Annotated in this window: 19 protein-coding genes; 15 read left to right on the top strand and 4 right to left on the bottom strand. The window is 53.9% G+C overall.

The window, feature by feature from the left end; all coding sequences use genetic code 11:
* The first annotated feature begins 123 nt into the window (after nucleotides 1-123).
* The 3 genes from minD to sbcB all read left to right on the top strand — a co-directional run bounded on the left by minD (nucleotide 124) and on the right by sbcB (nucleotide 2,847).
* Nucleotides 124-942, top strand: coding sequence for a septum site-determining protein MinD (gene minD, locus L1X57_RS03445; protein ID WP_009724070.1), 819 nt, complete (start codon nucleotides 124-126; stop codon nucleotides 940-942).
* Nucleotides 939-1,190, top strand: a complete 252-nt coding sequence (gene minE / locus L1X57_RS03440; protein ID WP_009724071.1) for a cell division topological specificity factor MinE — start codon at nucleotides 939-941, stop codon at nucleotides 1,188-1,190. The genes minD and minE overlap by 4 nt, the downstream gene beginning before the upstream one ends.
* Before the next feature lie 163 nt (nucleotides 1,191-1,353).
* Nucleotides 1,354-2,847, top strand: coding sequence for an exodeoxyribonuclease I (gene sbcB, locus L1X57_RS03435; RefSeq protein WP_009724072.1), 1,494 nt, complete (start codon nucleotides 1,354-1,356; stop codon nucleotides 2,845-2,847).
* A gap of 59 nt (nucleotides 2,848-2,906) precedes the next feature.
* Here sbcB and L1X57_RS03430 read toward each other — a convergent pair whose 3' ends face one another.
* Together L1X57_RS03430 and L1X57_RS03425 are read right to left on the bottom strand one after the other, a co-directional pair.
* The gene (locus L1X57_RS03430; RefSeq protein ID WP_009724073.1) at nucleotides 2,907-5,753 is read right to left on the bottom strand and encodes an insulinase family protein; all 2,847 of its coding nucleotides are present in this window, start codon (nucleotides 5,751-5,753) and stop codon (nucleotides 2,907-2,909) included.
* Between the two features lie 8 nt (nucleotides 5,754-5,761).
* On the bottom strand, nucleotides 5,762-6,439 hold the full coding sequence (locus L1X57_RS03425) for an SOS response-associated peptidase (protein WP_009724074.1): 678 nt from the start codon (nucleotides 6,437-6,439) through the stop codon (nucleotides 5,762-5,764).
* Between the two features lie 188 nt (nucleotides 6,440-6,627).
* Here L1X57_RS03425 and L1X57_RS03420 point away from each other — a divergent pair, with 188 nt between their 5' ends.
* Nucleotides 6,628-7,242, top strand: coding sequence for a TetR/AcrR family transcriptional regulator (locus L1X57_RS03420; protein ID WP_234667921.1), 615 nt, complete (start codon nucleotides 6,628-6,630; stop codon nucleotides 7,240-7,242).
* A gap of 14 nt (nucleotides 7,243-7,256) precedes the next feature.
* Entirely contained in the window at nucleotides 7,257-7,901 is a 645-nt protein-coding gene (locus tag L1X57_RS03415; protein ID WP_409559430.1) for a 1-acyl-sn-glycerol-3-phosphate acyltransferase, read from the top strand.
* 10 nt (nucleotides 7,902-7,911) lie between these two features.
* Here the strand turns inward: L1X57_RS03415 and L1X57_RS03410 are convergent, their stop codons facing one another.
* Both L1X57_RS03410 and L1X57_RS03405 read right to left on the bottom strand, forming a co-directional pair.
* Nucleotides 7,912-9,186 (bottom strand): HlyC/CorC family transporter, encoded by a 1,275-nt coding sequence (locus L1X57_RS03410; protein WP_009724078.1) that lies wholly within the window; start codon nucleotides 9,184-9,186, stop codon nucleotides 7,912-7,914.
* 117 nt (nucleotides 9,187-9,303) lie between these two features.
* Entirely contained in the window at nucleotides 9,304-10,101 is a 798-nt protein-coding gene (locus L1X57_RS03405; protein WP_009724079.1) for a cytochrome C assembly family protein, read from the bottom strand.
* 246 nt (nucleotides 10,102-10,347) lie between these two features.
* On the opposite strand from L1X57_RS03405, the gene ffh reads away from it, so the two are divergent.
* The 10 genes from ffh (at nucleotide 10,348) to L1X57_RS03355 (ending at nucleotide 20,725) form a co-directional block, all read left to right on the top strand.
* Nucleotides 10,348-11,766, top strand: coding sequence for a signal recognition particle protein (ffh, locus tag L1X57_RS03400; protein WP_009724080.1), 1,419 nt, complete (start codon nucleotides 10,348-10,350; stop codon nucleotides 11,764-11,766).
* 290 nt (nucleotides 11,767-12,056) lie between these two features.
* Complete coding sequence (gene rpsP, locus L1X57_RS03395) at nucleotides 12,057-12,305, top strand: 30S ribosomal protein S16 (protein WP_009724081.1); 249 nt, start codon at nucleotides 12,057-12,059, stop codon at nucleotides 12,303-12,305.
* A 73-nt stretch (nucleotides 12,306-12,378) separates the two neighbouring features.
* Entirely contained in the window at nucleotides 12,379-12,924 is a 546-nt protein-coding gene (rimM, locus tag L1X57_RS03390) for a ribosome maturation factor RimM (RefSeq protein ID WP_009724082.1), read from the top strand.
* 101 nt (nucleotides 12,925-13,025) lie between these two features.
* The gene (gene trmD / locus L1X57_RS03385; RefSeq protein WP_009724083.1) at nucleotides 13,026-13,787 is read left to right on the top strand and encodes a tRNA (guanosine(37)-N1)-methyltransferase TrmD; all 762 of its coding nucleotides are present in this window, start codon (nucleotides 13,026-13,028) and stop codon (nucleotides 13,785-13,787) included.
* Between the two features lie 193 nt (nucleotides 13,788-13,980).
* Nucleotides 13,981-14,337, top strand: a complete 357-nt coding sequence (rplS, locus tag L1X57_RS03380) for a 50S ribosomal protein L19 (RefSeq protein ID WP_009724084.1) — start codon at nucleotides 13,981-13,983, stop codon at nucleotides 14,335-14,337.
* 142 nt (nucleotides 14,338-14,479) lie between these two features.
* A complete protein-coding gene (gene xerD / locus L1X57_RS03375; RefSeq protein ID WP_009724085.1) occupies nucleotides 14,480-15,361 on the top strand; it encodes a site-specific tyrosine recombinase XerD in 882 nt (293 codons plus the stop codon).
* Complete coding sequence (locus tag L1X57_RS03370; RefSeq protein WP_009724086.1) at nucleotides 15,336-16,127, top strand: DsbC family protein; 792 nt, start codon at nucleotides 15,336-15,338, stop codon at nucleotides 16,125-16,127. Before xerD ends, L1X57_RS03370 begins: the two co-directional genes overlap by 26 nt.
* An 86-nt stretch (nucleotides 16,128-16,213) precedes the next feature.
* Nucleotides 16,214-17,530 (top strand): homoserine dehydrogenase, encoded by a 1,317-nt coding sequence (locus L1X57_RS03365; protein ID WP_009724087.1) that lies wholly within the window; start codon nucleotides 16,214-16,216, stop codon nucleotides 17,528-17,530.
* A gap of 3 nt (nucleotides 17,531-17,533) precedes the next feature.
* Nucleotides 17,534-18,922 (top strand): threonine synthase, encoded by a 1,389-nt coding sequence (gene thrC, locus L1X57_RS03360; RefSeq protein WP_009724088.1) that lies wholly within the window; start codon nucleotides 17,534-17,536, stop codon nucleotides 18,920-18,922.
* Nucleotides 18,923-18,928: 6 nt separating this feature from the next.
* Nucleotides 18,929-20,725, top strand: coding sequence for a single-stranded-DNA-specific exonuclease RecJ (locus L1X57_RS03355; protein ID WP_009724089.1), 1,797 nt, complete (start codon nucleotides 18,929-18,931; stop codon nucleotides 20,723-20,725).
* Nucleotides 20,726-20,776 lie beyond the last annotated feature (51 nt).

The following is a 20,776-nucleotide window of genomic DNA, read 5'->3' as shown; positions in this document are numbered from 1 at the left end:
CTAGCGACGTCGCAAGCGCTATACGTTACAGTGTGTCATGTTGTTGACATTGATGTTCCCGTTATGCGCGGTGCGACCCTGTAAACGCGCTCGCGATGAACGACTTCAAGAAGGAAGTAACTCTTGGCCAAAATTATTGTAGTGACCTCCGGTAAAGGGGGGGTTGGTAAGACCACTAGCGCTGCCGCCATTTCAACAGGCCTCGCCCTGCGTGGTAAAAAAACAGTCGTCATTGATTTCGATGTTGGTCTACGTAACCTCGACTTGATCATGGGCTGTGAGCGCCGCGTTGTTTATGACTTGGTAAACGTTATCCAAGGGGAAGCAGGGCTTAATCAGGCGCTGATTCGCGATAAACGCGTTGAAAACCTATTTATTCTTCCAGCCTCTCAAACGCGTGATAAAGATGCACTAACGCAGGAAGGCGTAGAGCGAATACTCGAGCAGCTCAAACAAGATTTTGATTTTATCTTGTGTGACTCCCCCGCAGGCATTGAGCGAGGTGCCCAGCTCGCTATGTACTTCGCTGATGAGGCGATTGTTGTCACGAATCCTGAAGTTTCCTCAGTGCGTGACTCTGACCGCATTTTGGGGCTACTTGGTTCCAAGACGCGGCGCGCTGAACAAAGCCTGGATCCGGTTAAAGAGCATTTGCTGATTACGCGCTATAACCCTTCTCGCGTAACGTCTGGGGATATGCTGACCCTGGATGACATTCGTGAAATCTTGTCTATTGATCTGCTTGGCCTCATCCCTGAATCCGAAGCGGTGCTACGTGCATCTAACCAAGGCGTTCCTGTTACTCACGATGCAGCGAGCGATGCAGGTCAGGCGTATTCAGATACTGTATCGCGCCTGTTAGGTGAAGATATGCCTCTGCGCTTCCATGAAGTACAGCGTAAGGGATTGTTGAACCGTATGTTCGGGGGTGGTCGGCGATGAAATTGCTGGAGTTCTTGAAGCGTGAGCGCAAGAAATCCGCCTCGGTGGCTAAGGAGCGTTTGCAAATTATCGTGGCGCATCAGCGCGGCCAACGCGGTCAGCCAGATTATATGCCGTTGCTCGAGCGCGAACTGTTGGAAGTCATTCGTCGTTATGTACAGGTCGATGATGATGCCATTCAAATTTCGCTTGATAGCGAAGACAATTGCTCAGTGTTGGAGCTAAACGTTACGCTGCCGAAAAGCTGACGTCTCCACACTGAAGCAGCATGGCCATTCGTTAAGCATGGCTATTCGCTGAGAGGGGCGGCGAGAGGCGTTGCGGTTATGCTAGGCTTGGGCTTTTGTAACCACCTCGGCAAGTGAATTGTTAGCTTGTGGGTGGGAAGCTACGCTCAAGGAGATTTCATCAATGGCGCCACCTAATGCTGCCCCTGTCAGTTTTCTCTGGCATGACTATGAGACATTTGGTGCTGATCCGCGTCGCGATCGGCCCGCTCAGTTTGCCGCATTACGCACTGACGCCGAGCTTAATGAAATCGGTGAGCCGATAGAGCTTTACTGCAAACCTGCCGATGATTACCTGCCGCACCCAGCTGCCTGCTTGATTACGGGTATTACACCGCAAAAAGCGCAGCGGAAAGGCTTGCCTGAGGGGGAGTTTGCCCGCCAAGTTCAAGGCTTTATGAGTGAGCCAGGTACCTGCGTGGTGGGCTATAACAGCCTTCGCTTTGATGATGAAATCTCTCGCCACTTGTTTTACCGCAACCTGCTTGACCCCTATTCCCGTGAATGGCAAAACGGCAATTCCCGTTGGGACTTGATTGATGTTGTGCGCGCGTTTTACGCCTTGCGCCCCGACGGTATTGAGTGGCCGCAACGAGAAGATGGTGCGCCTAGCTTCAAACTTGAACACTTAACGGCGGCCAATGGCATTGCCCATGAAGGCGCTCATGATGCAGTGGCTGATGTACGTGCCACCATTGCGCTGGCTCGGTTGTTAAAAGCCCGAAACCCAAAATTATTCGACTATTTACTGGGCATGCGTGGCAAGCGTGCAGTGGCCAAGCAGTTAGACTTGCCCAGCGCTAAACCGCTTTTGCATATCTCTCGTCGTTACCCTGCCAGCCGTGGCTGTAGTGCATTAGTAATGCCACTGGCTGAGCATCCGACGAATCCTAATGGCGTTATTGTCTACGATTTAAGCGTTGATCCTAGTGATCTGCTGGCCATGAGCGCTGAGCAAATCCGAGAGCGTGTCTTCGTCAGTCAGCAGGATCTTTCTGAGGGAGAAGTGCGTATACCGCTGAAAGTGATCCATATTAATCGCTGCCCGGTAATCTTTCCGGCGACGGCATTAAAAGATGTGGATGGCCCGCGTAAAGGCGAATATGGCACGATTGTTGAGCGGTTAACGATTGATATTGATGCCTGTCGCGGCCATTGGAAAACGTTGCGAGAGGCTAACGGCGTGGCGCAAAAAGTAGCCGAGGTGTTTAACGCTGCCTACGAAGACGTGCCTCAAGACCCTGACTTAATGCTCTATTCTGGCAGCTTTTTCTCTGCGGCTGATCGCCAGCAAATGGAGCGTGCATTGGCAATGGATCCCTGGGATTTAGTCGGTCAGCGCTTTGCCTTCCAAGACCCCCGCTTGGAGGAAATGTTGTTTCGCTACCGTGCGCGCAGTTACCCAGACACGCTTGAGGGAGAGGAGCGGGAGCAGTGGGAAGCGTTTCGTTGGATGCGCATTAATGATCCGGCCTTGTCAGGCTTTACGCTGAAGGCATTTGCGCGAGAAATAGAGCGTTATAATCAGCAGATCCTGTCGGATCGCGAGCGCCAAGTGTTAGAAGAGTTGGTGATGTATGTCGAGGCGATGATGCCAGCCCAGGCATTTGATGCCTGAGCTGGTGGGTTTAGCTAAATCAGTACTTAGTTAAGCTAATTCGTTTCGCAAATTAGCACTTAGCGTGCGTCGGTAAACGGCACGCGTGCTTCTCGGTAGGGGGCGATATCACTTTGTGAGTCGCCAGGGTTGTAGCGAATATCTAACTGGTGTGATTGAAGAGTAGGCCACAGTGCCTGCAGTTCTTGTACGCTAACATCCAGCGCTAGTTTGGCGAGTTGTTCGCGGCGATCAAAGTGCACGTCCTCCAGCGCTGTGGCTTGCCAGTAGCGGTTTACCATGCCCTGTAGGCTTGTGTCTCGTTGGGTCAAACGAGAATGAACGGCTTGACGATGCGGCGCTAGCTCCTCCTCGGTTAACGTATTCAGGCGCTCGCCTGCTGTCGCCATAAAAGCGTCCATGCGCTCGGCTATCATACCGCTTTCAACATCCGGCGATTGAACCACCAAGGCAATTCCCGGCGCTTCTAGCAGCGGTGAGTAACCCGCATTAACGATGTAACCAAGCTGCTCCTCGGTACGTAGTTGCTGATAAAAGGGCGTATCCAACCATTGAGCCAATACGCTGAGGCGCGCCTGCTCTTCAGTGGATTTGTCGCGACCCTGTAAATAACGCAGCACAAGAGACTCTTCGCGGGTACTGTGCGGGTGAAGCACCTCAGGCTGATTGCTCACCTGTAGCGGTTCAAGCGCTGGAATATCCTCACGTGTGAGGCGCGGCGATAACGCTCCGCGTATTAAACTGGCCTGCTCACGAGCCAGTTCTTGATCCAAATTACCAACGGCCATCGCGTCGATGTAAAGCGCATCTAAAAACCGTTTGCGGAAGTTTTCCAAGTGGTGGCGCTCTAACCGCTGACTGGCGTCAAGTAATTCAGTGGTTGACCACTGGGGCGTCAACAGCGCTTCGCCTAGTGCGCGGCTTGCTTGGCCATAAAGCGACGCTTGAGGGGCATTGCGCCACTCGCGCTGGAATTGATAGCGCACACGCTCAAAGGCGCTGGGGGAAATGTCGGCGTACTTAAGCTGCTCAATCGCCTGCTCTATCAGTGGCGTTTGTCCATCACGCCAGCCTGAAAACGACAGCGTTATGCCACGCCCATGAGCATAGGCGCTGAACGATTGGCCAGCCAACCAGGCTGGATATAACGACTCGTTTAGACTGTCATTTAGCCATCCCGCTAAGAGGCGTGTGAGTACCGCTTCTTCAGGCGAATAGCTGGCGCTGGGGTGCTGGAGGCTTACCCGCCACTCAACGCTTGGCGTATTAAAACGGCTGTCTTGCATGTGCCATGCGGTAAACGAAGGCGCATCAATCAACGTCTCAGGGCGCTCGTCTTGCCCCGCTTTGAGAGTAAGGTCACTGGCGATAAAGGGGTTGGGCTCAGGTAGCGCTAGGCCGCCTAGTGCTTGACCTGGCTGAGCGGGTGGTTGCTCTTTCCACTGGGTGTTGAACCAGGGTGAGACGGTGTCGCTTTCTACGTCCGGTGCAGAGTAGAAGCGCAGCATGTTATCTGGGGTTAGTGCGTCGAGATACAGTTGCTGACGCTCGCTATCCATACCATCCATCCGGTAAGGCGCATACTGCACATCATCCACCGGATAACGAGAAAGGCTCATGGCTAAGTGGGTAGCTTCCTGCTGCGGTGCGCCATGTTGCTGAAAACGGAACGCCTGTTCATTCAGGTTTTTTTGTTCCTCGTAGCGCCACTCAGCTAACCCTTCCTCGCGCATCTGCTCAATGGCAGCAAATAGAGTGGCCTCAATATCGTCCAGCCGCTCTGCTCCGGCTGGCGTTAAGCTAATCGAGATGGTAAACAGCGCCTCATTGCCGTCTCCTCGGCCTACGCCGGCTGAAAGTGCATCCGCAAGACCCGCTTTGCGTAGCGCTGCCAGCAAGCTGCCGTCGCCTTCATCGCCAATCAGGTGAGAAATCAATTGGGTCGGCTTCGTACGGTATTCATCGGTGGGGTCGGGAATCGGAAAGTAGAAACGTAGTTGACGGCGATCCTGTAATGACTGGCGCTCAATGTAGCGGGGCAGCGTGTCTGGATCGATCAGTGGCGCGTCTATGGTCGGAACGCTTAGGCCATTATCTGGAAGGGGGGCAAAGCGTTCTACTACCAGTGCTTCAAGGGTATCAAGCGGCTGGGGGGCAACAATGGCCAAGTTCATAACGTTGGCATCATAGTAGCGATGATAAAAATCAATCACTCGATCGCGGAGAGTAGCTTCACCCTCGGGTGGGTTTGCGAGGGTGTCACGGCTGCCTACGGCAAAGCCCGTGGTGGCATTGTCAGGGTTTAGTAGCTGATTCAACACATCGTTTTCACGGCGGGATTCATCACGAATGCGCGCCATGTACTCAGAGTGAACAATATTCCGCTCGCTTTCTAAATGATCGGCGTTAAACAGCGGTGAAAGAAAGAATTCGCTAAAGCGATCCAGCGCGCCCGGCAAAGCCGAAGGCTCAATATCAAAAAAATAGTTAGTATCTTGCTGGGCGGTAAAGGCGTTGTGGGAGCCTGCATTATCAGAAATATAGCGCTGATAGGCATCGGACTGAGGGTACGGCTCGGTGCCTAAAAACAGCATATGTTCTAAAAAATGGGCTAACCCCTGCAGGTCGTCAGGGTCTTGGGCGCTGCCTACGCGGACGTTCATTGAGGCGGCGGCTTTATCGGCCTCTGGGTCGCTAACAAGCAGCGCTTGAAGGCCGTTTTCCAGCGTCAGTACGCGGTAATCGCGATCGTCAAATGGGCTGACGATAGGCGTGATGGTGTCCTTTACAGGGGTGTCTTGAGCGAAGGCGAAAAAAGGAGTGCACCAAGCGACGCCAATCACGACGCCGATGACGGCCTTTCGTGCAGCGTAGCGGTTAGGCAGAGGTTCATTAGATCGCAACATTACGGTTCCTATGGCACAGCCCAACGCAGCATCGGCCCCACCGGGTGGGCGCAGGACGATGACTGATAGGCAGGATTATTAACATGTTTTGATACCGGAAAAGCGCCCAACAGTTCCAATGGCGCAGGCATTAATAGCGCATTGAGTGCTTCAAGATCGGTCGTCGGGTCCAGCCAGCGCGTTAGCGCCTCAGGGGGGATGACAACGGGTAAACGATCAGTAAGTGAAGAAAGGCAGGCGTTGGCTGACACGCTGATCAGCGCCGTCGAGTCAGTGAACGCCGTGAGCGTTGTGTGGTAACGGCACCATAGCGCGCCCAGTAGTAGTGGCCCTCGGTTAACGTGGGTAACTAAATAGGGTTGCTTACTGTGTGCTTGTACTTTCCAGATATAAAATCCGCTGACTGGAATGACGCAGCGGCGAGCACTAAACGCCTCGTTAAACATGGCGCGTTGGTTAAGCGTTTCTGCTCTGGCGCAATGGGGTGCGTGGTCGAGTATTTTCAGCCAAGGAGGCGTTAGTCCCCAAAATAATGGCTGAAGCCGCAAGCGTCCCTGTTCAAGGCGTATTGCCGATACAGGCTGTCTGGGCGCTAAGTTAGGCGATTCGATAAGAGGTTCAGAATCAGTCAGCGAGGGCACAAGGCGTGATAGCGTGAGGCGCTGCACGTGAAGGCGTCCCGTCATGCCTGTCTCCTTATGCTAAATGGGGGGTGGTGAGCGTGCAAAATGGCGGGGTAACGCAACAATAGGTTAAATGTCGTGTTTTAGTGTCGAAAACAGTGTTCGATGTAAGGTATCCTAGCGTATCCCTTGCTCACGCTAAAGCGCGATGAGGCATTCTTCCTGTTTGCCGTTGACCTTAAGAGATCGCCATGGCCCGTCCTAGACAGCATGCGCCCGATGCCCTCCATGCGCAGGTCATGCACGCTTGTGATGAGTGGTTGGCTAAGCAGCCAGTCCATGGTTTGTCACTGCGTGCCCTGGCCAGAGAAGTGGGCTGCGCGCCAAGTACGCTGCTTAAATTATATGGCAGCTTTAATAACTTATTACAGCACGTCAACGTCGAAACGCTGGCACGCTTACAGCATACCATTACTAGCCTGGCAGAAGATGATCCTGAACCATGGCTGCGCTCGCTAGCGCTTGCTTATTGGCGTTTCGCCGAGCAAGGCTGCTACCGCTGGCAGTTGCTGTTTGACTACCCCCTGGCTCAAGAAGGTGAGTTGGATCAGCGCCAGAGTGACCTTATTGAAGCACTGTTTACTCAGGTGGAAACGTCGTTGAAACAGTATCAGCCAGCATTGGATGATCTTGAGGCGCGACGTCTTGGGCGTACCCTCTGGGGGAGTGTCCACGGTTTGGTACAGCTTGGATTAAACGAGCGCCTAGGCTATTGGCAAGGTCAGCAGTTAAAGGTAGATGAACTGCTGGATCAGCTAATGAGCACTGTGCTGGCTGGTTTGCGCCACCGGGAGGCGGCGACGTGACGTGGTGGTTAAAAATGGTTCGCTGCTCACTGCGTCGTGTTATCTATGTCGTTATGCGCGTGTGTTATCGGTTCTCTGTGCATGGCCAAGAGAACGTACCCAAGCGCGGTGCTGCACTGGTAGTCTGTAATCACGTCAGCTTTATGGATGCATTGGTGTTGGGCGGCGGTAGCCCCAGGCCACTGCGGTTTGTAATGGATCAGCCCATCTTTGAATCTCGCTGGCTAAAGTGGTGGTTCCAGCTAGTGGGCGCGATTCCGATTGAGTCTGAACGACATAGCCCTGGGGCGTTGCGTCGAACGCTGGATGAGGTGAGTCACGCGCTTCGCGAAGGTGATGTCGTGATGGTGTTTCCTGAAGGGCGTATCACCCCAGATGGCGATATCCATGCGTTTAGGCGCGGGCTCGAAACTATTCTTGCCCGCGATAACGTGCCGGTAATCCCGGCTGGCTTAGCAGGGCTTTGGGGGTCTTGGACATCGCACTACGGCGGCAAGGCACTCAAAAAGTGGCCATCGCGTTTTCGTGCGCCGGTCAGCTTGCACTTCGGGCCGCCGGTATTGGTTCATGAGGTGGAAGATGTTGCGCTGCGTCGCTATTTAGAGGCCCGTGTGAGGGCGCTCAAGGCGGCGGGCGATAGCGAGATCACCCACCGTTAGATCGTCTACGTTAGCGGCGTGTAATGCGCGGCTTTTGCCAGCAGCGTGCAGAGGTAATTAAGTTGTCGCGGATTTCTAAAATCTCCATCCGCGTATTGCCTATCTGCAAAGAGGCAGGCCCTTCCGGGAACGCTTCTAAATGCTCGAGAATTAAGCCATTTAGGGTTTTAGGGCCGTCAGTGGGCAATTGCCAGCCAAGCATTTTGTTGATCTCACGAATGTTGGCCGTGCCCTCAATTACATGGCTGCCATCATCTTGTCGATGAATTTCTTCATCCTCTGAAACGTCGGTGGTGAACTCTCCGACAATTTCCTCAAGGATATCCTCTAGCGTTACCAAGCCTTCTACATCGCCGTACTCATCAACCACAATGCCAATGCGGCGCTTCTGTTTTTGGAAGTTCAGCAGTTGTGTATGTAGCGGTGTGGATTCTGGAATGAAATACGGTTCCCGCGCTTCTTGGACAATTGCTGCTTTAGTGACTTCGCTACGCGATAAAAAGCGCGCCGCGTTGCGTAGGTGCAGCATGCCTATAATATTGTTGATATCGCCTTTATACACCGGTAGGCGAGTATGTTGGCTGGTGCGAATCTGGGTCAGAATGTCTTCTAGCGTGTCGTCAAGATCGATGCCAAGAACTTCGTGTCGAGGCACCATGATGTCGTTAACCGTGACATTCTCCAGGTCAAGAATCGACAGCAGCATGGCGCGGTGCCGATAGGGAATCAGAGTGCCTGCTTCGTGAACGACAGTGCGTAGCTCATCGCGGGTTAAGCTGTCGCCGCCGTTCTCAACACTTTTAACCCCCATCAGTCGCAACAAGCCATTTGAGATAACGTTGACTAGCCATACCAATGGGTAAAGTAGTTTGAGCAGTGGCTCGAGCCCCAAAGAAGTAGGGTAAGCGATCCGCTCAGGCTTGATAGCCGCGTAGGTTTTAGGTGTGACTTCGGCAAAAATAAGAATCGTAATCGTCAGTAGCGCAGTAGAAATAGCCGGGCCTGAGACGTCACCAAAGAAGTGAATGGCGATGATGGTAGCAATCGAGGCGGCTAAATTATTGACGAAATTATTGCCAATTAGGATGACGCCAATCAATCGATCAGGGCGCGTTAAGAGGCGCATGACACGCTTGGCGCGGCGATCACCGCTGTTCGCTTGATGGCTTAGTCGATAGCGGTTTATCGACATCATGCCTGTTTCAGAACTGGAGAAAAAGGCAGACAGCAATATCAGAATGGCTAGCAGGCCGAACAGTAACCCCAGAGGGAAGTCGTCGCTCAAGTCGAAAGTTCCTTTATGGCGTATTAGGCTCGATTTGTAGAAGTATGGGAGTGGTCTGTCAAGACCACTGATATCAAAGCCAAGTAGGTCAGTGCTGATAACGCTTTGTGCATGTGCTTAGCGATTTAGCAAAATTTCCAGTACAAACTTGCTGCCGAAATAAGCAAGCAGTAGCAGGGCGCATCCGCCTAGCGTCCAGCGTACAGCGCGCATGCCGCGCCAGCCAAAGCGATATCTACCCACTAAGAGCGTGGTAAAAATAATCCACGCCCCCAGCGAGAGTACCGTTTTATGGACCAAATGCTGAGCGAACATATTGTCGAGGAAGATTAGTCCGCTGATGATTGATAGTGTCAGCAACAGGATGCCCGACCATACCAGTTCAAACAGCACTCTTTCCATGGTGGTCAGCGGTGGTAGCGATTGCACAATGCCACGAATATGGTGATGACGCAGTGCTTGGTTCTGCAGGCCAACAAGAACCGCTTGAATTGCTGCAATCGCCAAGACGGCAAAGGCCAACGCAGAACTGACGGCATGCAGTAGAATGCCGGGGGTTAAGCCGCTTTGACTGCCCTGGCTCGGTAACCAGGTAGCAAAAATAAGCGCGATACCTGCGAGAGGGAATAGCACGATGCCAGCGTTGAGCACCGGCTTAAACAGACTGGCGACGAGCACAACGTTGACGGCAACTGCCATCAGAAGCGTTGCGCTGGTAGTGAAGCCAGGTAGCAGCCCTGGTGCTGAGCTAACAAGCTCCACAACCACTGGGATATGCAATAAAAGCCCAAGCGCACCTAGCAAACGCACCATGCCCTGGCGTGGTGGTACGCGACGAAATAAAGTCATGCCCTGCCAGATGGCAGCGGCGACATAAAGTATAAAAGCGATCGTGGCGAAAGGGAGCGCCTGCATGATGCTATCCGTGCGCCTTGCAGCGCGTTGTTGAATCCAGTGTCATCGAATCAACGCTGTGAAAGTCAGCGGTGCTAAATCGTTCAAGCTAGAACAGTTCGCCTACTATAACCAATCATGGCGGCGTCGCACAGCCATCGATAACCAACGTTGACGACCATGGAGACTCGCGCGGCGAGCGCGTATAATCGATTAAACATTCGTCCGGTGTGACCGCCTGGCGACAACGACGGAGGCAGAGGCCCCATGTTTCAGAATCTGAGTGAGCGTCTTTCCCAGACGTTGAAGTCGATCAAAGGCCAAGCGCGGCTAACTGACGACAACATTAAAGACACCCTACGCGAAGTGCGTAAAGCACTACTAGAGGCCGATGTTGCCTTGCCGGTGGTGAAGGCATTTATTGAACGTGTTCGTGAACGCGCTGTTGGCCAGGAAGTCTCGAAGAGCCTTTCGCCAGGCCAGCAATTCGTTAAAATCGTCCAGCAAGAGCTGGAAGCGATTATGGGCGAAGCCAATGAAGGCTTATCCCTAAAAGGCTCGCCTGCTGTCGTGTTGATGGCTGGCCTTCAGGGGGCGGGTAAAACCACTTCTGTTGCCAAACTAGCGCGCTACCTGCGCGAGCGCGAAAAGAAAAAAGTGCTGGTGGTCTCTGCCGACGTTTATCGTCCGGCGGCGATTGATCAGCTAGAGACGTTGGCAAAAGAAGTTCAGGTTGATTTCTTTCCGTCCCGTTCCGATCAGAAACCGGTGGATATTGCCACAGCGGCAATCAAACACGCCAAAATTCAGTTCCATGATGTCGTATTAGTCGATACCGCTGGGCGGCTGGCCATCGATGAAGCGATGATGGCCGAAATTCAGGCACTGCATAAGGCTATTTCACCGGAAGAAACGCTGTTTGTGGTCGATGCCATGACCGGCCAGGATGCGGTGAACACGGCGAAGGCATTTCACGATGCACTACCGCTGACCGGGGTGATTCTCACCAAGGCTGACGGTGATGCCCGTGGTGGTGCGGCACTTTCGGTACGCCATATCACTGGTAAGCCCATTAAGTTCATGGGGGTTGGTGAGAAAGTCGATGCCCTTGAGCCGTTCCACCCGGACCGTGTGGCATCACGGATTCTGGGTATGGGCGACATGCTGTCGCTGATCGAAGAAGCCGAACGCACGGTGGATAAAGATAAAGCCGCTAAGCTGGCCAGTAAGGTCAAGAAGGGCGATGGCTTTGATCTGGAAGATTTTCGTGATCAGTTACAGCAGCTCAAGAAAATGGGTGGCATGGGTGGCCTGCTTGGCAAGCTACCAGGCATGGGGCAAATGGCTGAAATGGCACAAGGCCCTGGTCCGGAAAAAGAGCTTGGCAAGCTGGAAGCGTTGATTAACTCAATGACACCCAAAGAGCGCCGCAAGCCCGATATTATCAATGGCTCGCGCAAGCGCCGTATTGCAGCGGGTGCTGGCCTGCAAGTACCTGACCTGAATCGCCTGCTAAAACAGCATAAGCAGATGCAGAAAATGATGAAAAAAGCAGGCAAAAAAGGCGGGATGCAGAAAATGATGCGCGGCATGTCGGGCATGATGGGCGGCGGCGGGCCGGGTGGTCCTGGCGGTGCGGGTGGCATGGGCGGTATGGGTGGCCCGGGCGGTCTTCCCTGGCGTTAAGCCATTGTTGGTAACGTTGTAACGTGCTTGGCAAGGTTGACGGCTTAAGAGTTTTCTGGCTGTCAGGCTTTCCAAGCAGAGCGCATTTGCGTAGAATGCGGCCTCTTCATGCGTGGGTGTTGGCAAAAATGCGCGAGCATCGCCTTACCATCTGCCAGTGAAGAACCTGATGGTACGCAGCAAATCACTGATTTTAGTCTGCAGTGCCGAGAAAATAGTATGACGAGTGTTCTGTTAGCGATCTGCGCTATTCCACACTCTCGTAACCTCAACCGAAGGATAGTTATCGTATGGTTACCATTCGTTTGGCACGTGGTGGCGCCAAAAAGCGTCCCTTTTATCACCTGACTGTTACTGATTCGCGCAACGCCCGTGACGGCCGTTTCATCGAGCGTATCGGCTTCTTCAACCCGGTTGCCCGTGGTCAAGAAGAGCGTCTGCGCGTTGATCTTGAGCGTGTTACTCACTGGCAGAGCCAAGGCGCCCAGTTGTCTGGTCGTGTTGCTGAGCTGGTTAAAGAAGCGCGTAAACAGGCTTAAGTCTGTTAATGCGTGACTGTTAGTAAGTGATAGTAGGTGATGTTGTCGTTGTAATTTGTTGGAGCGGTCGTCGATGACGCGTTTTGAAACTAGCCATACAGACGACGCACATGTGGTGCTTGGTAAGCTAACTAGCCCTCACGGGATTAAAGGTTGGCTTAAGGTCTACTCCTACACCAATCCCATAGACAGCATCATGGAATACCCAGAATGGTGGGTGCGCCGAGGGGAATCCCTTACGCGCATGACCGTGATTCAGGGGCGTCGGCAAGGCAAGGGTCTTGTGGTGCAGCTAAAAGGTGTTGATGACCGAACGGCAGCCGAAGCGCTGGCGCAAACGGACATTCTGATGCCGAAAGAAGCACTGCCTACGCTTTCCGATGATGAGTATTACTGGCATGAGCTTGAAGGTTTAACTGTCTTCACTCAGTCAGGCGAGCGGTTAGGGCAGGTCAGTTACCTGTTTGAAACCGGCGCAAACGATGTCATGGTGGTGCGCGGTGATAACGACGCAATCGATAAGCGTGAGCGGCTGTTACCTTTCTTACCCGATGATGTAATTGTTGAAATCAGCCTCGAAGATGGCCGCATGGTCGTGAATTGGGATCCTGAGTTTTGAAAAAAGGTTTGAGTAAGCAGTTGTCGAGCGAGCTCACAGTAACTGATTCAACCGTTACTGCAGCCAACGGTGAAGAAAGTAGCTTAACGGATGCTCCCGCTATGTGGATTGGCGTGGTATCGCTGTTTCCAGAGATGTTCGATGCGATTACCCAACAAGGAGTGGTCGGTCGAGCGGTAGAGAAACAGCGCATTGCCCTGGAGTTTTGGAATCCGCGCGATTACGCCACAGACCGCCACCGCAGCGTGGACGATCGCCCTTACGGCGGCGGCCCCGGCATGCTGATGAAGGTAGACACCCTGCGTGCTGCTATCTTTGATGCTCGGCAGCGAGCAGAGCAAGCGACGGGACAATCGCCAACAGTGATCTATCTCTCGCCCCAGGGGCGTAAGCTGGATCAGCAGGGCGTTCAAGCGCTCGCCTCAGCAGGCCCTCTCGTAGTGGTCGCTGGGCGCTATGAAGGCATTGATGAGCGCGTGGTGGAAAGTGACATTGATGAAGAATGGTCAATTGGTGACTATGTGCTGAGCGGCGGTGAGTTGCCGGCGATGGTACTAATTGACGCGGCGGCACGGCTGGTACCCGGTGTGTTGGGCCACCAGGATTCCGCTATCGAAGACTCGTTCAATGATGGCTTGTTAGACTGCCCGCACTATACCCGTCCTGAGACGATCGACGGGCGAAAAGTGCCTGATGTGTTGCTAAGTGGTAATCATGCGGCCATCAAGCGCTGGCGGTTAAAGCAGTCGTTAGGCCGTACATGGCAGCGCCGTCCTGATCTATTGGCAGGGCGCACGCTTGATGCCGAGCAGCAGCGGCTTCTAGACGAGTTTGTCGAGGAACACGCTCTGTCAACTAAGTGATTGTTTTCAATTGCATAGAACAGAGCGGCGGTGCAGGGCGAGTTAGGCAGGTAGTCCATGAGATAGTTAGTCTATGACTACGCACCTGCGTCACCCATAACGACTCCCGCGTAGCTCGCTTCGAGCGCCGGGATCACGGTTTGCCCCTTCCACAACTGCGTGGCAAGCCATTACGTTATTTAGGAGTATGAAAATGAGCAGCAAGAACAAGGTGATCCAGGCGATCGAATCCGAGCAAATGGGTAAAGAGATCCCGGCCTTTGCACCGGGCGACACCATCGTCGTTCAGGTTAAAGTAAAGGAAGGTACTCGTGAGCGCCTGCAGGCGTTTGAAGGTGTGGTTATCGGTAAGCGTAACCGTGGTCTGAACTCCGCTTTCACCGTGCGTAAAATTTCTCACGGTGTTGGTGTTGAGCGTACTTTCCAGACCTACAGCCCGCTGGTTGACTCTATTGAAGTCAAGCGTCGCGGTGACGTTCGTCAAGCCAAGCTGTACTACCTGCGCGAGCGCAGCGGTAAGTCAGCGCGTATCAAGGAAAAGCTGGCTTAACTGCCACTTTTTCACGGGCGCACGCTGTTTTTGACATGCGTAGTTTTTGACATGCGTAGTGCTCGGATACCAAGACCCCGTCACCGCTTTGCGGGGCGGGGTTTTTGTTTGTGTGGTACCACCGTCAAGAGACCGTTAACCTATGAGCGTGATAGATGCCTATCTAGATGCCTTATGGTTGGAGCAAGGGGCAAGCGACCATACGTTAGCGGCCTACTGGCACGACTTAACCGCTTGGCAGCAGCAGCTCGTAAGTGCAGGGGAAACACTGTTAACCCCCTCGCCAGAGCGTTTTAGCGAGTGGTTGGAATTACGCCGAGAACAAGGCTATCAACTGCGTAGCAATGCACGGCTATTATCATCACTACGCAGCTTTTATCGTTGGGCGCGGCTTTATGGGCATATCGCCAGCGACCCATTGGCCAATGTGGCGCTGCCGCAGGTACGCCCTAGCTTGCCGAATACCCTGGAAGAGGAAGAGGTCGAGCGTCTCTTGCTCGCTCCTGATATTAGCACCTCGCTGGGAGTTCGCGACCGCACCATGCTTGAGCTGCTGTACGCCTGCGGGCTACGCGTGTCGGAGCTGGTTGGATTGAGTGGCGATGCGGTCAATCTTCGTCAAGGGGTTGTTCGTGTTAGGGGTAAGGGCGATAAAGATCGGCTGGTGCCAATGGGTGAAGAGGCTGCCGAGTGGATAGAGCGTTACCTAAAAACGGCGCGGCCCGCGTTGATGCAAGACCCTACTCGGCCTGCACTGTTTCCTGGGCGAGCAGATAAAGCCATGACCCGGCAAACATTTTGGCACCGTATTAAAGTCCACGCTATCACTGCGGGAATTACTCGTCCCTTGTCACCTCATACGTTGCGTCACGCATTTGCGACTCATTTATTGAATCATGGTGCTAATTTGCGGGTCGTACAGCTGTTGTTAGGCCATAGCGACCTATCTACAACGCAAATTTATACGCATGTTGCCCAGGCGCGCCTGGAGCAACTGCATGCCGAACACCATCCGCGAGGTTGAAGATACAATGCATCAACGTATGTCTTTAGTTGCTAGATCCTGTGTTCCCTGGCTGGCGTTGGCGGGCTGTTTGCTGCCTGTAGTTGCCAGTGCTGATGCCGTGCCCGAACATCTGACGGAGAATTTACAAGTTAATGGCCAGTCAATGCCGGTGGAGCAGGTAAATGCAACGCCAATAGACGGGGTGTATCACGTTATCTTGGAAAGCGGAGAGTCTTTTTACTCCAATGCCGATGGCAGTTACTTTTTGGTAGGGGACCTCTATCAAAACGCGGATAATGGTCTGATTAACTTAACTGAACAGGCGCGTAACCAGGAAAGGGCAGCGGCACTTGCTTCCATGCCAATAAGCGAGCGAGTGGTTTTTCAGGGGGTTGATGAGCCTAAAGCCACAGTAATCGTATTTACCGACCCAACCTGCCCTTACTGTGAACGTTTGCATGAAGTGGTGCCTGAGCTTAACGAACGGGGCATTGCGGTGCACTATATGGCATTTCCACGCGCAGGCATGGGAAGTGGAGCTGCGACGACACTGGAGCAAGTATGGTGTTCGGATAACCGCAGCGAGGCCATGACGCAAGCTAAGCAAGGCCAAACGCTTGAGGCTTCGGCAAACTGCGATAACCCCGTTGCCGATCAGTACGAATTAGGTAAAGTTGTGGGTGTGCAGGGTACGCCCGCGATTGTGTTACCCAGCGGGCAAATGGTGCCGGGGTTTGTACCCCCCGACCGGCTCGTTAGCATGTTAGGCTTGGAAGACGAATAACGTCACGAGAAGTGACGAACGTTAGCGCTGAGACACTGATTTAAGAGGCGGCACCTATGGGTGCCCATCACGAAAGGGGAAGTATTTTGAAACCGGTAAGAGTAGGCATTTGTGGGTTAGGTACGGTCGGTGGCGGTACATTTAACGTATTAACACGTAACGCTGATGACATTAGCCGTCGTGCAGGCCGCCCGATTGTGATTGAGCAGGTTGCCCACCGCAGTATTCATCCTGACTGCGATATTACCGGCATTAATGCAACCTCTGACGTGTTTGAGGTGGCTAACAACCCCAATGTGGATGTGTTGGTAGAATTGATCGGTGGCTACGATATCGCCCGTGAATTGGTACTGACGGCCATTGAGAACGGCAAACACGTTGTGACTGCCAACAAGGCATTGATTGCTGTTCACGGTAATGAAATTTTCCGCGCTGCTCATGAGAAAGGCGTCATTGTTGCCTTTGAAGCGGCTGTAGCCGGTGGTATTCCGGTCATCAAATCGCTGCGCGAAGGCCTTGGCGCCAATCGTATCGAGTGGGTTGCGGGCATCATTAATGGCACCGGCAACTACATCCTCACTCATATGCGTGATGAAGGCCGCGCTTTTGAAGACGTATTGGCCGAAGCCCAGGCGCTAGGCTATGCAGAGTCTGACCCTACCTTCGATGTGGAAGGTATCGATGCCGCTCATAAATTGACTATTCTGGCATCAATTGCCTATGGCGTGCCGCTGCAGTTTGATAAAGCCTTCACCGAAGGTATTTCTCGCATTACCGCTGAAGACGTCGAGCAGGCTGATAACCTGGGCTACGTGATTAAACACCTGGGCCTTTCGAAACGTACCGATCAAGGCTTGGAGCTACGGGTTCACCCGACGCTGATCCCTAAAGAGCGTCTGCTGGCCAATGTACACGGTGTTAAAAATGCCATCGCCGTGATGGGCGATGCGGTTGGCCCGACGCTCTACTACGGCGCGGGCGCGGGTGCTGAGCCGACGGCTTCCGCTGTTGTCGCTGACCTGCTTGATGTTGCCCGTGATATCGCCACCGACCACCGCTATCGCGTTCCTTACCTAGCGTTTAGCGGTATCGACGACGATGCAAGTCAACTGCCGATTATGCCAATGGAAGACATCATCACGGCGTACTATTTACGCTTGCTGGCCGTTGACCGCCCGGGCGTGCTGGCGCGTGTTGCCACCATTCTGGCTGAGCAAGGCATCTCTATTGAAGCGCTAATACAGAAAGAAGCCACCGAAGGCGAACTGGTGCCGATCATTTTGCTGACGCATCGCACAAAAGAGAAACAAATGAACGATGCTATCCGTGAAATCGAGTCCATGGCGGATATTGCTGGGCCTGTTACCCGTATTCGCGTTGAAAGTCTGAGCGAAGGGGAGTAACTCATGCGTTATATCAGCACGCGCGGCCAAGCGCCCGCGCTCTCCTTCGAAGAGGTCGTGTTAACCGGGATGGCCAGCGACGGCGGACTTTATGTGCCGGAAACGCTGCCCGAATTCTCTAAGGAAGAGCTAGCCAGCATGGCTGGCCTTTCCTATGCCGAGATTGCTTTTCGGGTCATGAAGCCGTTTGTAAATGGTGAGATTGACGACGATACCTTCCGTCGCCTGGTGACAGAAGCCTACGCCACGTTCAATCATGACGCCGTTGTGCCGTTAAAGCAGCTGGATGCCAACCACTTTCTGCTAGAGCAGTTCCACGGCCCAACGTTGGCGTTTAAAGATGTCGCGCTGCAGCTGTTAGGGCGCCTGCTGGATCACTTCCTGAAAAAGCGTGGCGAGCGTGCCGTGATTATGGGGGCGACGTCTGGGGATACCGGATCGGCGGCCATTGAAGGCTGTCGCCACTGCGATAACCTCGATATTTTTATTCTCCACCCGCACAATCGCGTTTCAGAAGTCCAGCGCCGCCAAATGACCTCGGTGCTGGCCAACAACGTTTTTAATATTGCTATCGAAGGTAACTTCGATGATGCTCAAGCAATGGTCAAGGCGAGCTTTGCTAATCAGGATTTCTTGAATGGCACGCGGCTAGTGGCAGTGAATTCGATCAACTGGGCGCGCATCATGGCGCAGATCGTTTACTACATTGCCGCTGGCGTTGCATTGGGTGCGCCTCAGCGGGAAGTGAGTTTCTGCGTCCCGTCGGCTAACTTTGGTAACGTCTTCGCAGGCTATATGGCCTATAAGATGGGGCTGCCGGTGAAGCAGTTTATTATTGCCACCAATGCCAACGACATTTTGCATCGTACGCTTGCCGCCAACGATTTTTCCAAGAAAGAGTTGGCAGCGACCCTCGCGCCTTCAATGGATATCGTTGTCTCGTCAAACTTTGAGCGTTTGCTGTTTGATGCTTATGACCGCGATGGGGGCGCTGTGGCAGCGCTGCTAGAACGCTTCCAGCAAGAGCCTACGGCGCTTGCCGATGCACCATTGGCCAAGTTGCGCGAAAAATTCGCCAGCCACAGCGTTGATGATGCGACCATTCTGGAAGTCATTCGTGAAGCCCATCACCGTACAGGGGAGATTCTTGACCCCCATACGGCCACTGGCTATCGCGCTGCCGAGCGCGCACGAGTGGATACCACAACGCCAGTGATTACGCTGGCTACCGCGCATCCAGCGAAATTTGCTGAAGCCGTGGTTAAGGCGGGCTTCCAAGGCGTGCCGTTACCCACTCATATGGATGACCTGCTGGAGCGCGAAGAGCGTTACACGGTGCTGCCAGCTGAGCTGAGTGCCGTGCAGCGGTTCGTCGCTGACAATCGGCGCTGAGGCGTCATGGCCGACGAACTAACACTCACGCAAAATGCCAACCAACCACGCTTAGAGCCTCGTCCACTGGACGAGGCTGTCTACGCACGTGCCCAAGCGGAAGGTTTAAGCGAGCTACAAGCGCGGCTATTGGCTTCACGCCTGCCGGGCTACACGGGCGAGCTCGTTCCGCTGATTGCGCCGAGCCTGCGTTACTTGGCGCATCCAGAAAAGTTAGCCGACGGCCGCCGTGCCGCTGAACGTATTGCTCAGGCAGTGGCAGAAGGTGAATCTATCGGCATTCTCACCGATTACGACGTGGACGGTATTACCTCCCACGTGGTGATTCGGCGCACGTTGGTGGAGCTGTTTGGCGTACCCGAACACAAGTTACATAGTTTGATTGGCCACCGTATCCACGATGGCTATGGCATTAGTCTGCCGCTAGTGGAGCGCGCACTTGGTTTAAAACCGCTGCCCTCGCTGGTGATTACCGCTGACTGTGGTAGTTCAGATGAGCCGCGTATTGCACGGTTGAAAGCCGCTGGTATTGATGTAGTCGTCAGCGACCACCACGCGCTGCCGCTGGAAGGCCCACCGTCTTCTGCCTATGCCTGCGTTAACCCGACACGCAGTGATTGTGACTATCCCGATAAAACGATCGCTGGGTGCATGGTGGCATGGCTTTTGATGTCGCTTGCCCGTGGCGTGTTGATTGAATGGGGGGCATTGCCTGACGCAACTCCTAAGCTGTCGCCATGGCTTTCTTACGTCGCGCTGGGCACCGTAGCGGACTGTGTTTCGCTGGGCGGTAGTCCGGCTAACCGCGCAGTAGTTAACTACGGATTAACGCTGATCAACCGTATGGATGCTGCCTGTTGGCGCGCCATGGCGGCGCGGCTTGGGGCAGATAGTGTGCCATTTAACGCTGAAACGCTGGCGTTCCAAATGGGGCCACGAATTAACGCTCGCTCACGGCTGGATGACCCCTATGCGGCGTTACACTTTATGCTCGCGGAAAGCGATAGTGTCGCCAATCGTCAGCTAGAAGTGCTTGACCAAGACAACCAGTCCCGCAAGGCGATTGAGGCGGACATGGCGGAAGAAGCGCGTGCACTTGCTGTGTCTACGCTGGAAGCTAATGAGCCGGCGGTGGTGGTACTGCTGGAAGATGGCCACCCTGGTGTGCAGGGGATTGTCGCTTCGCGGCTAGTCCAGGCCTATGGTCGCCCCGCGTTGGTGCTGACCCGCGCGGCGGCGCCCAATATGTTGACCGGTTCTGGCCGCTCGATTGATGGCCTGCACCTGAGAGATGCGTTGCAACGCACCTTTGAGCTAGCACCCGAGGCGCTACCGCGCTTTGGCGGCCATAGTGGGGCGGCGGGTGTCGGCGTACCAAGAGAACAGTTAGCGGCCTTTAAAACTGCTTTTTTACAGGCCGTTGGTGAGCAACTGGGCGATACACCGCTTTATCCGCGGCTATGGACAGATGGCGAGCTCTCTACGTCGCAGCTATCTCTGTTAACGCTAAGCGAAGTTGAAGCGCTTGGCCCTTACGGGCGTGAGTTTGACCCGCCACTATTTGAAGGGCGCTTTATTGTTGAAGCACTACGCCCAGTAGGTGCTGAAGGTTCTCACCTGATGATGGAACTTTCCATGGGCGCGGTGACTAGCAAAGCGATTTGGTTCCGGGCGTTAACGCCAGGGGAGCTCCCCTCATTTAGCGTGGGCGACACGCTGCACTGCGCCTATAAGCTCAATCGCAACCGCTGGCGAGGACGAGAGTCATTGCAGTTGATGGTAGAACACGCCAGCCCTGTCTAATCCTCTTTGCTATTCGCGGATTTTAGTCAGTGGACAACATCGTTTGATGGT

The organism is Halomonas sp. TD01, assembly GCF_923868895.1.
In the GTDB taxonomy this organism is placed as follows: domain Bacteria; phylum Pseudomonadota; class Gammaproteobacteria; order Pseudomonadales; family Halomonadaceae; genus Vreelandella.
The sequence above is the reverse complement of the archived record's forward strand: the minus strand, read 5'-3'. Positions and strand labels throughout refer to the sequence as shown.

What these genes read in the sequence shown, in the direction of transcription:
- L1X57_RS03430 (WP_009724073.1), bottom strand. Translation starts at nt 5,753, where the DNA reads ATGTTGCGATCTAATGAACCTCTGCCTAACCGCTACGCTGCACGAAAG.
- L1X57_RS03420 (WP_234667921.1), top strand. Translation starts at nt 6,628, where the DNA reads ATGGCCCGTCCTAGACAGCATGCGCCCGATGCCCTCCATGCGCAGGTC.
- rimM (WP_009724082.1), top strand. Translation starts at nt 12,379, where the DNA reads ATGACGCGTTTTGAAACTAGCCATACAGACGACGCACATGTGGTGCTT.
- rpsP (WP_009724081.1), top strand. Translation starts at nt 12,057, where the DNA reads ATGGTTACCATTCGTTTGGCACGTGGTGGCGCCAAAAAGCGTCCCTTT.
- rplS (WP_009724084.1), top strand. Translation starts at nt 13,981, where the DNA reads ATGAGCAGCAAGAACAAGGTGATCCAGGCGATCGAATCCGAGCAAATG.
- trmD (WP_009724083.1), top strand. Translation starts at nt 13,026, where the DNA reads ATGTGGATTGGCGTGGTATCGCTGTTTCCAGAGATGTTCGATGCGATT.
- L1X57_RS03355 (WP_009724089.1), top strand. Translation starts at nt 18,929, where the DNA reads ATGGCCGACGAACTAACACTCACGCAAAATGCCAACCAACCACGCTTA.
- thrC (WP_009724088.1), top strand. Translation starts at nt 17,534, where the DNA reads ATGCGTTATATCAGCACGCGCGGCCAAGCGCCCGCGCTCTCCTTCGAA.
- L1X57_RS03425 (WP_009724074.1), bottom strand. Translation starts at nt 6,439, where the DNA reads ATGACGGGACGCCTTCACGTGCAGCGCCTCACGCTATCACGCCTTGTG.
- sbcB (WP_009724072.1), top strand. Translation starts at nt 1,354, where the DNA reads ATGGCGCCACCTAATGCTGCCCCTGTCAGTTTTCTCTGGCATGACTAT.
- L1X57_RS03370 (WP_009724086.1), top strand. Translation starts at nt 15,336, where the DNA reads ATGCCGAACACCATCCGCGAGGTTGAAGATACAATGCATCAACGTATG.
- xerD (WP_009724085.1), top strand. Translation starts at nt 14,480, where the DNA reads ATGAGCGTGATAGATGCCTATCTAGATGCCTTATGGTTGGAGCAAGGG.
- ffh (WP_009724080.1), top strand. Translation starts at nt 10,348, where the DNA reads ATGTTTCAGAATCTGAGTGAGCGTCTTTCCCAGACGTTGAAGTCGATC.
- minE (WP_009724071.1), top strand. Translation starts at nt 939, where the DNA reads ATGAAATTGCTGGAGTTCTTGAAGCGTGAGCGCAAGAAATCCGCCTCG.
- L1X57_RS03405 (WP_009724079.1), bottom strand. Translation starts at nt 10,101, where the DNA reads ATGCAGGCGCTCCCTTTCGCCACGATCGCTTTTATACTTTATGTCGCC.
- L1X57_RS03415 (WP_409559430.1), top strand. Translation starts at nt 7,257, where the DNA reads ATGGTTCGCTGCTCACTGCGTCGTGTTATCTATGTCGTTATGCGCGTG.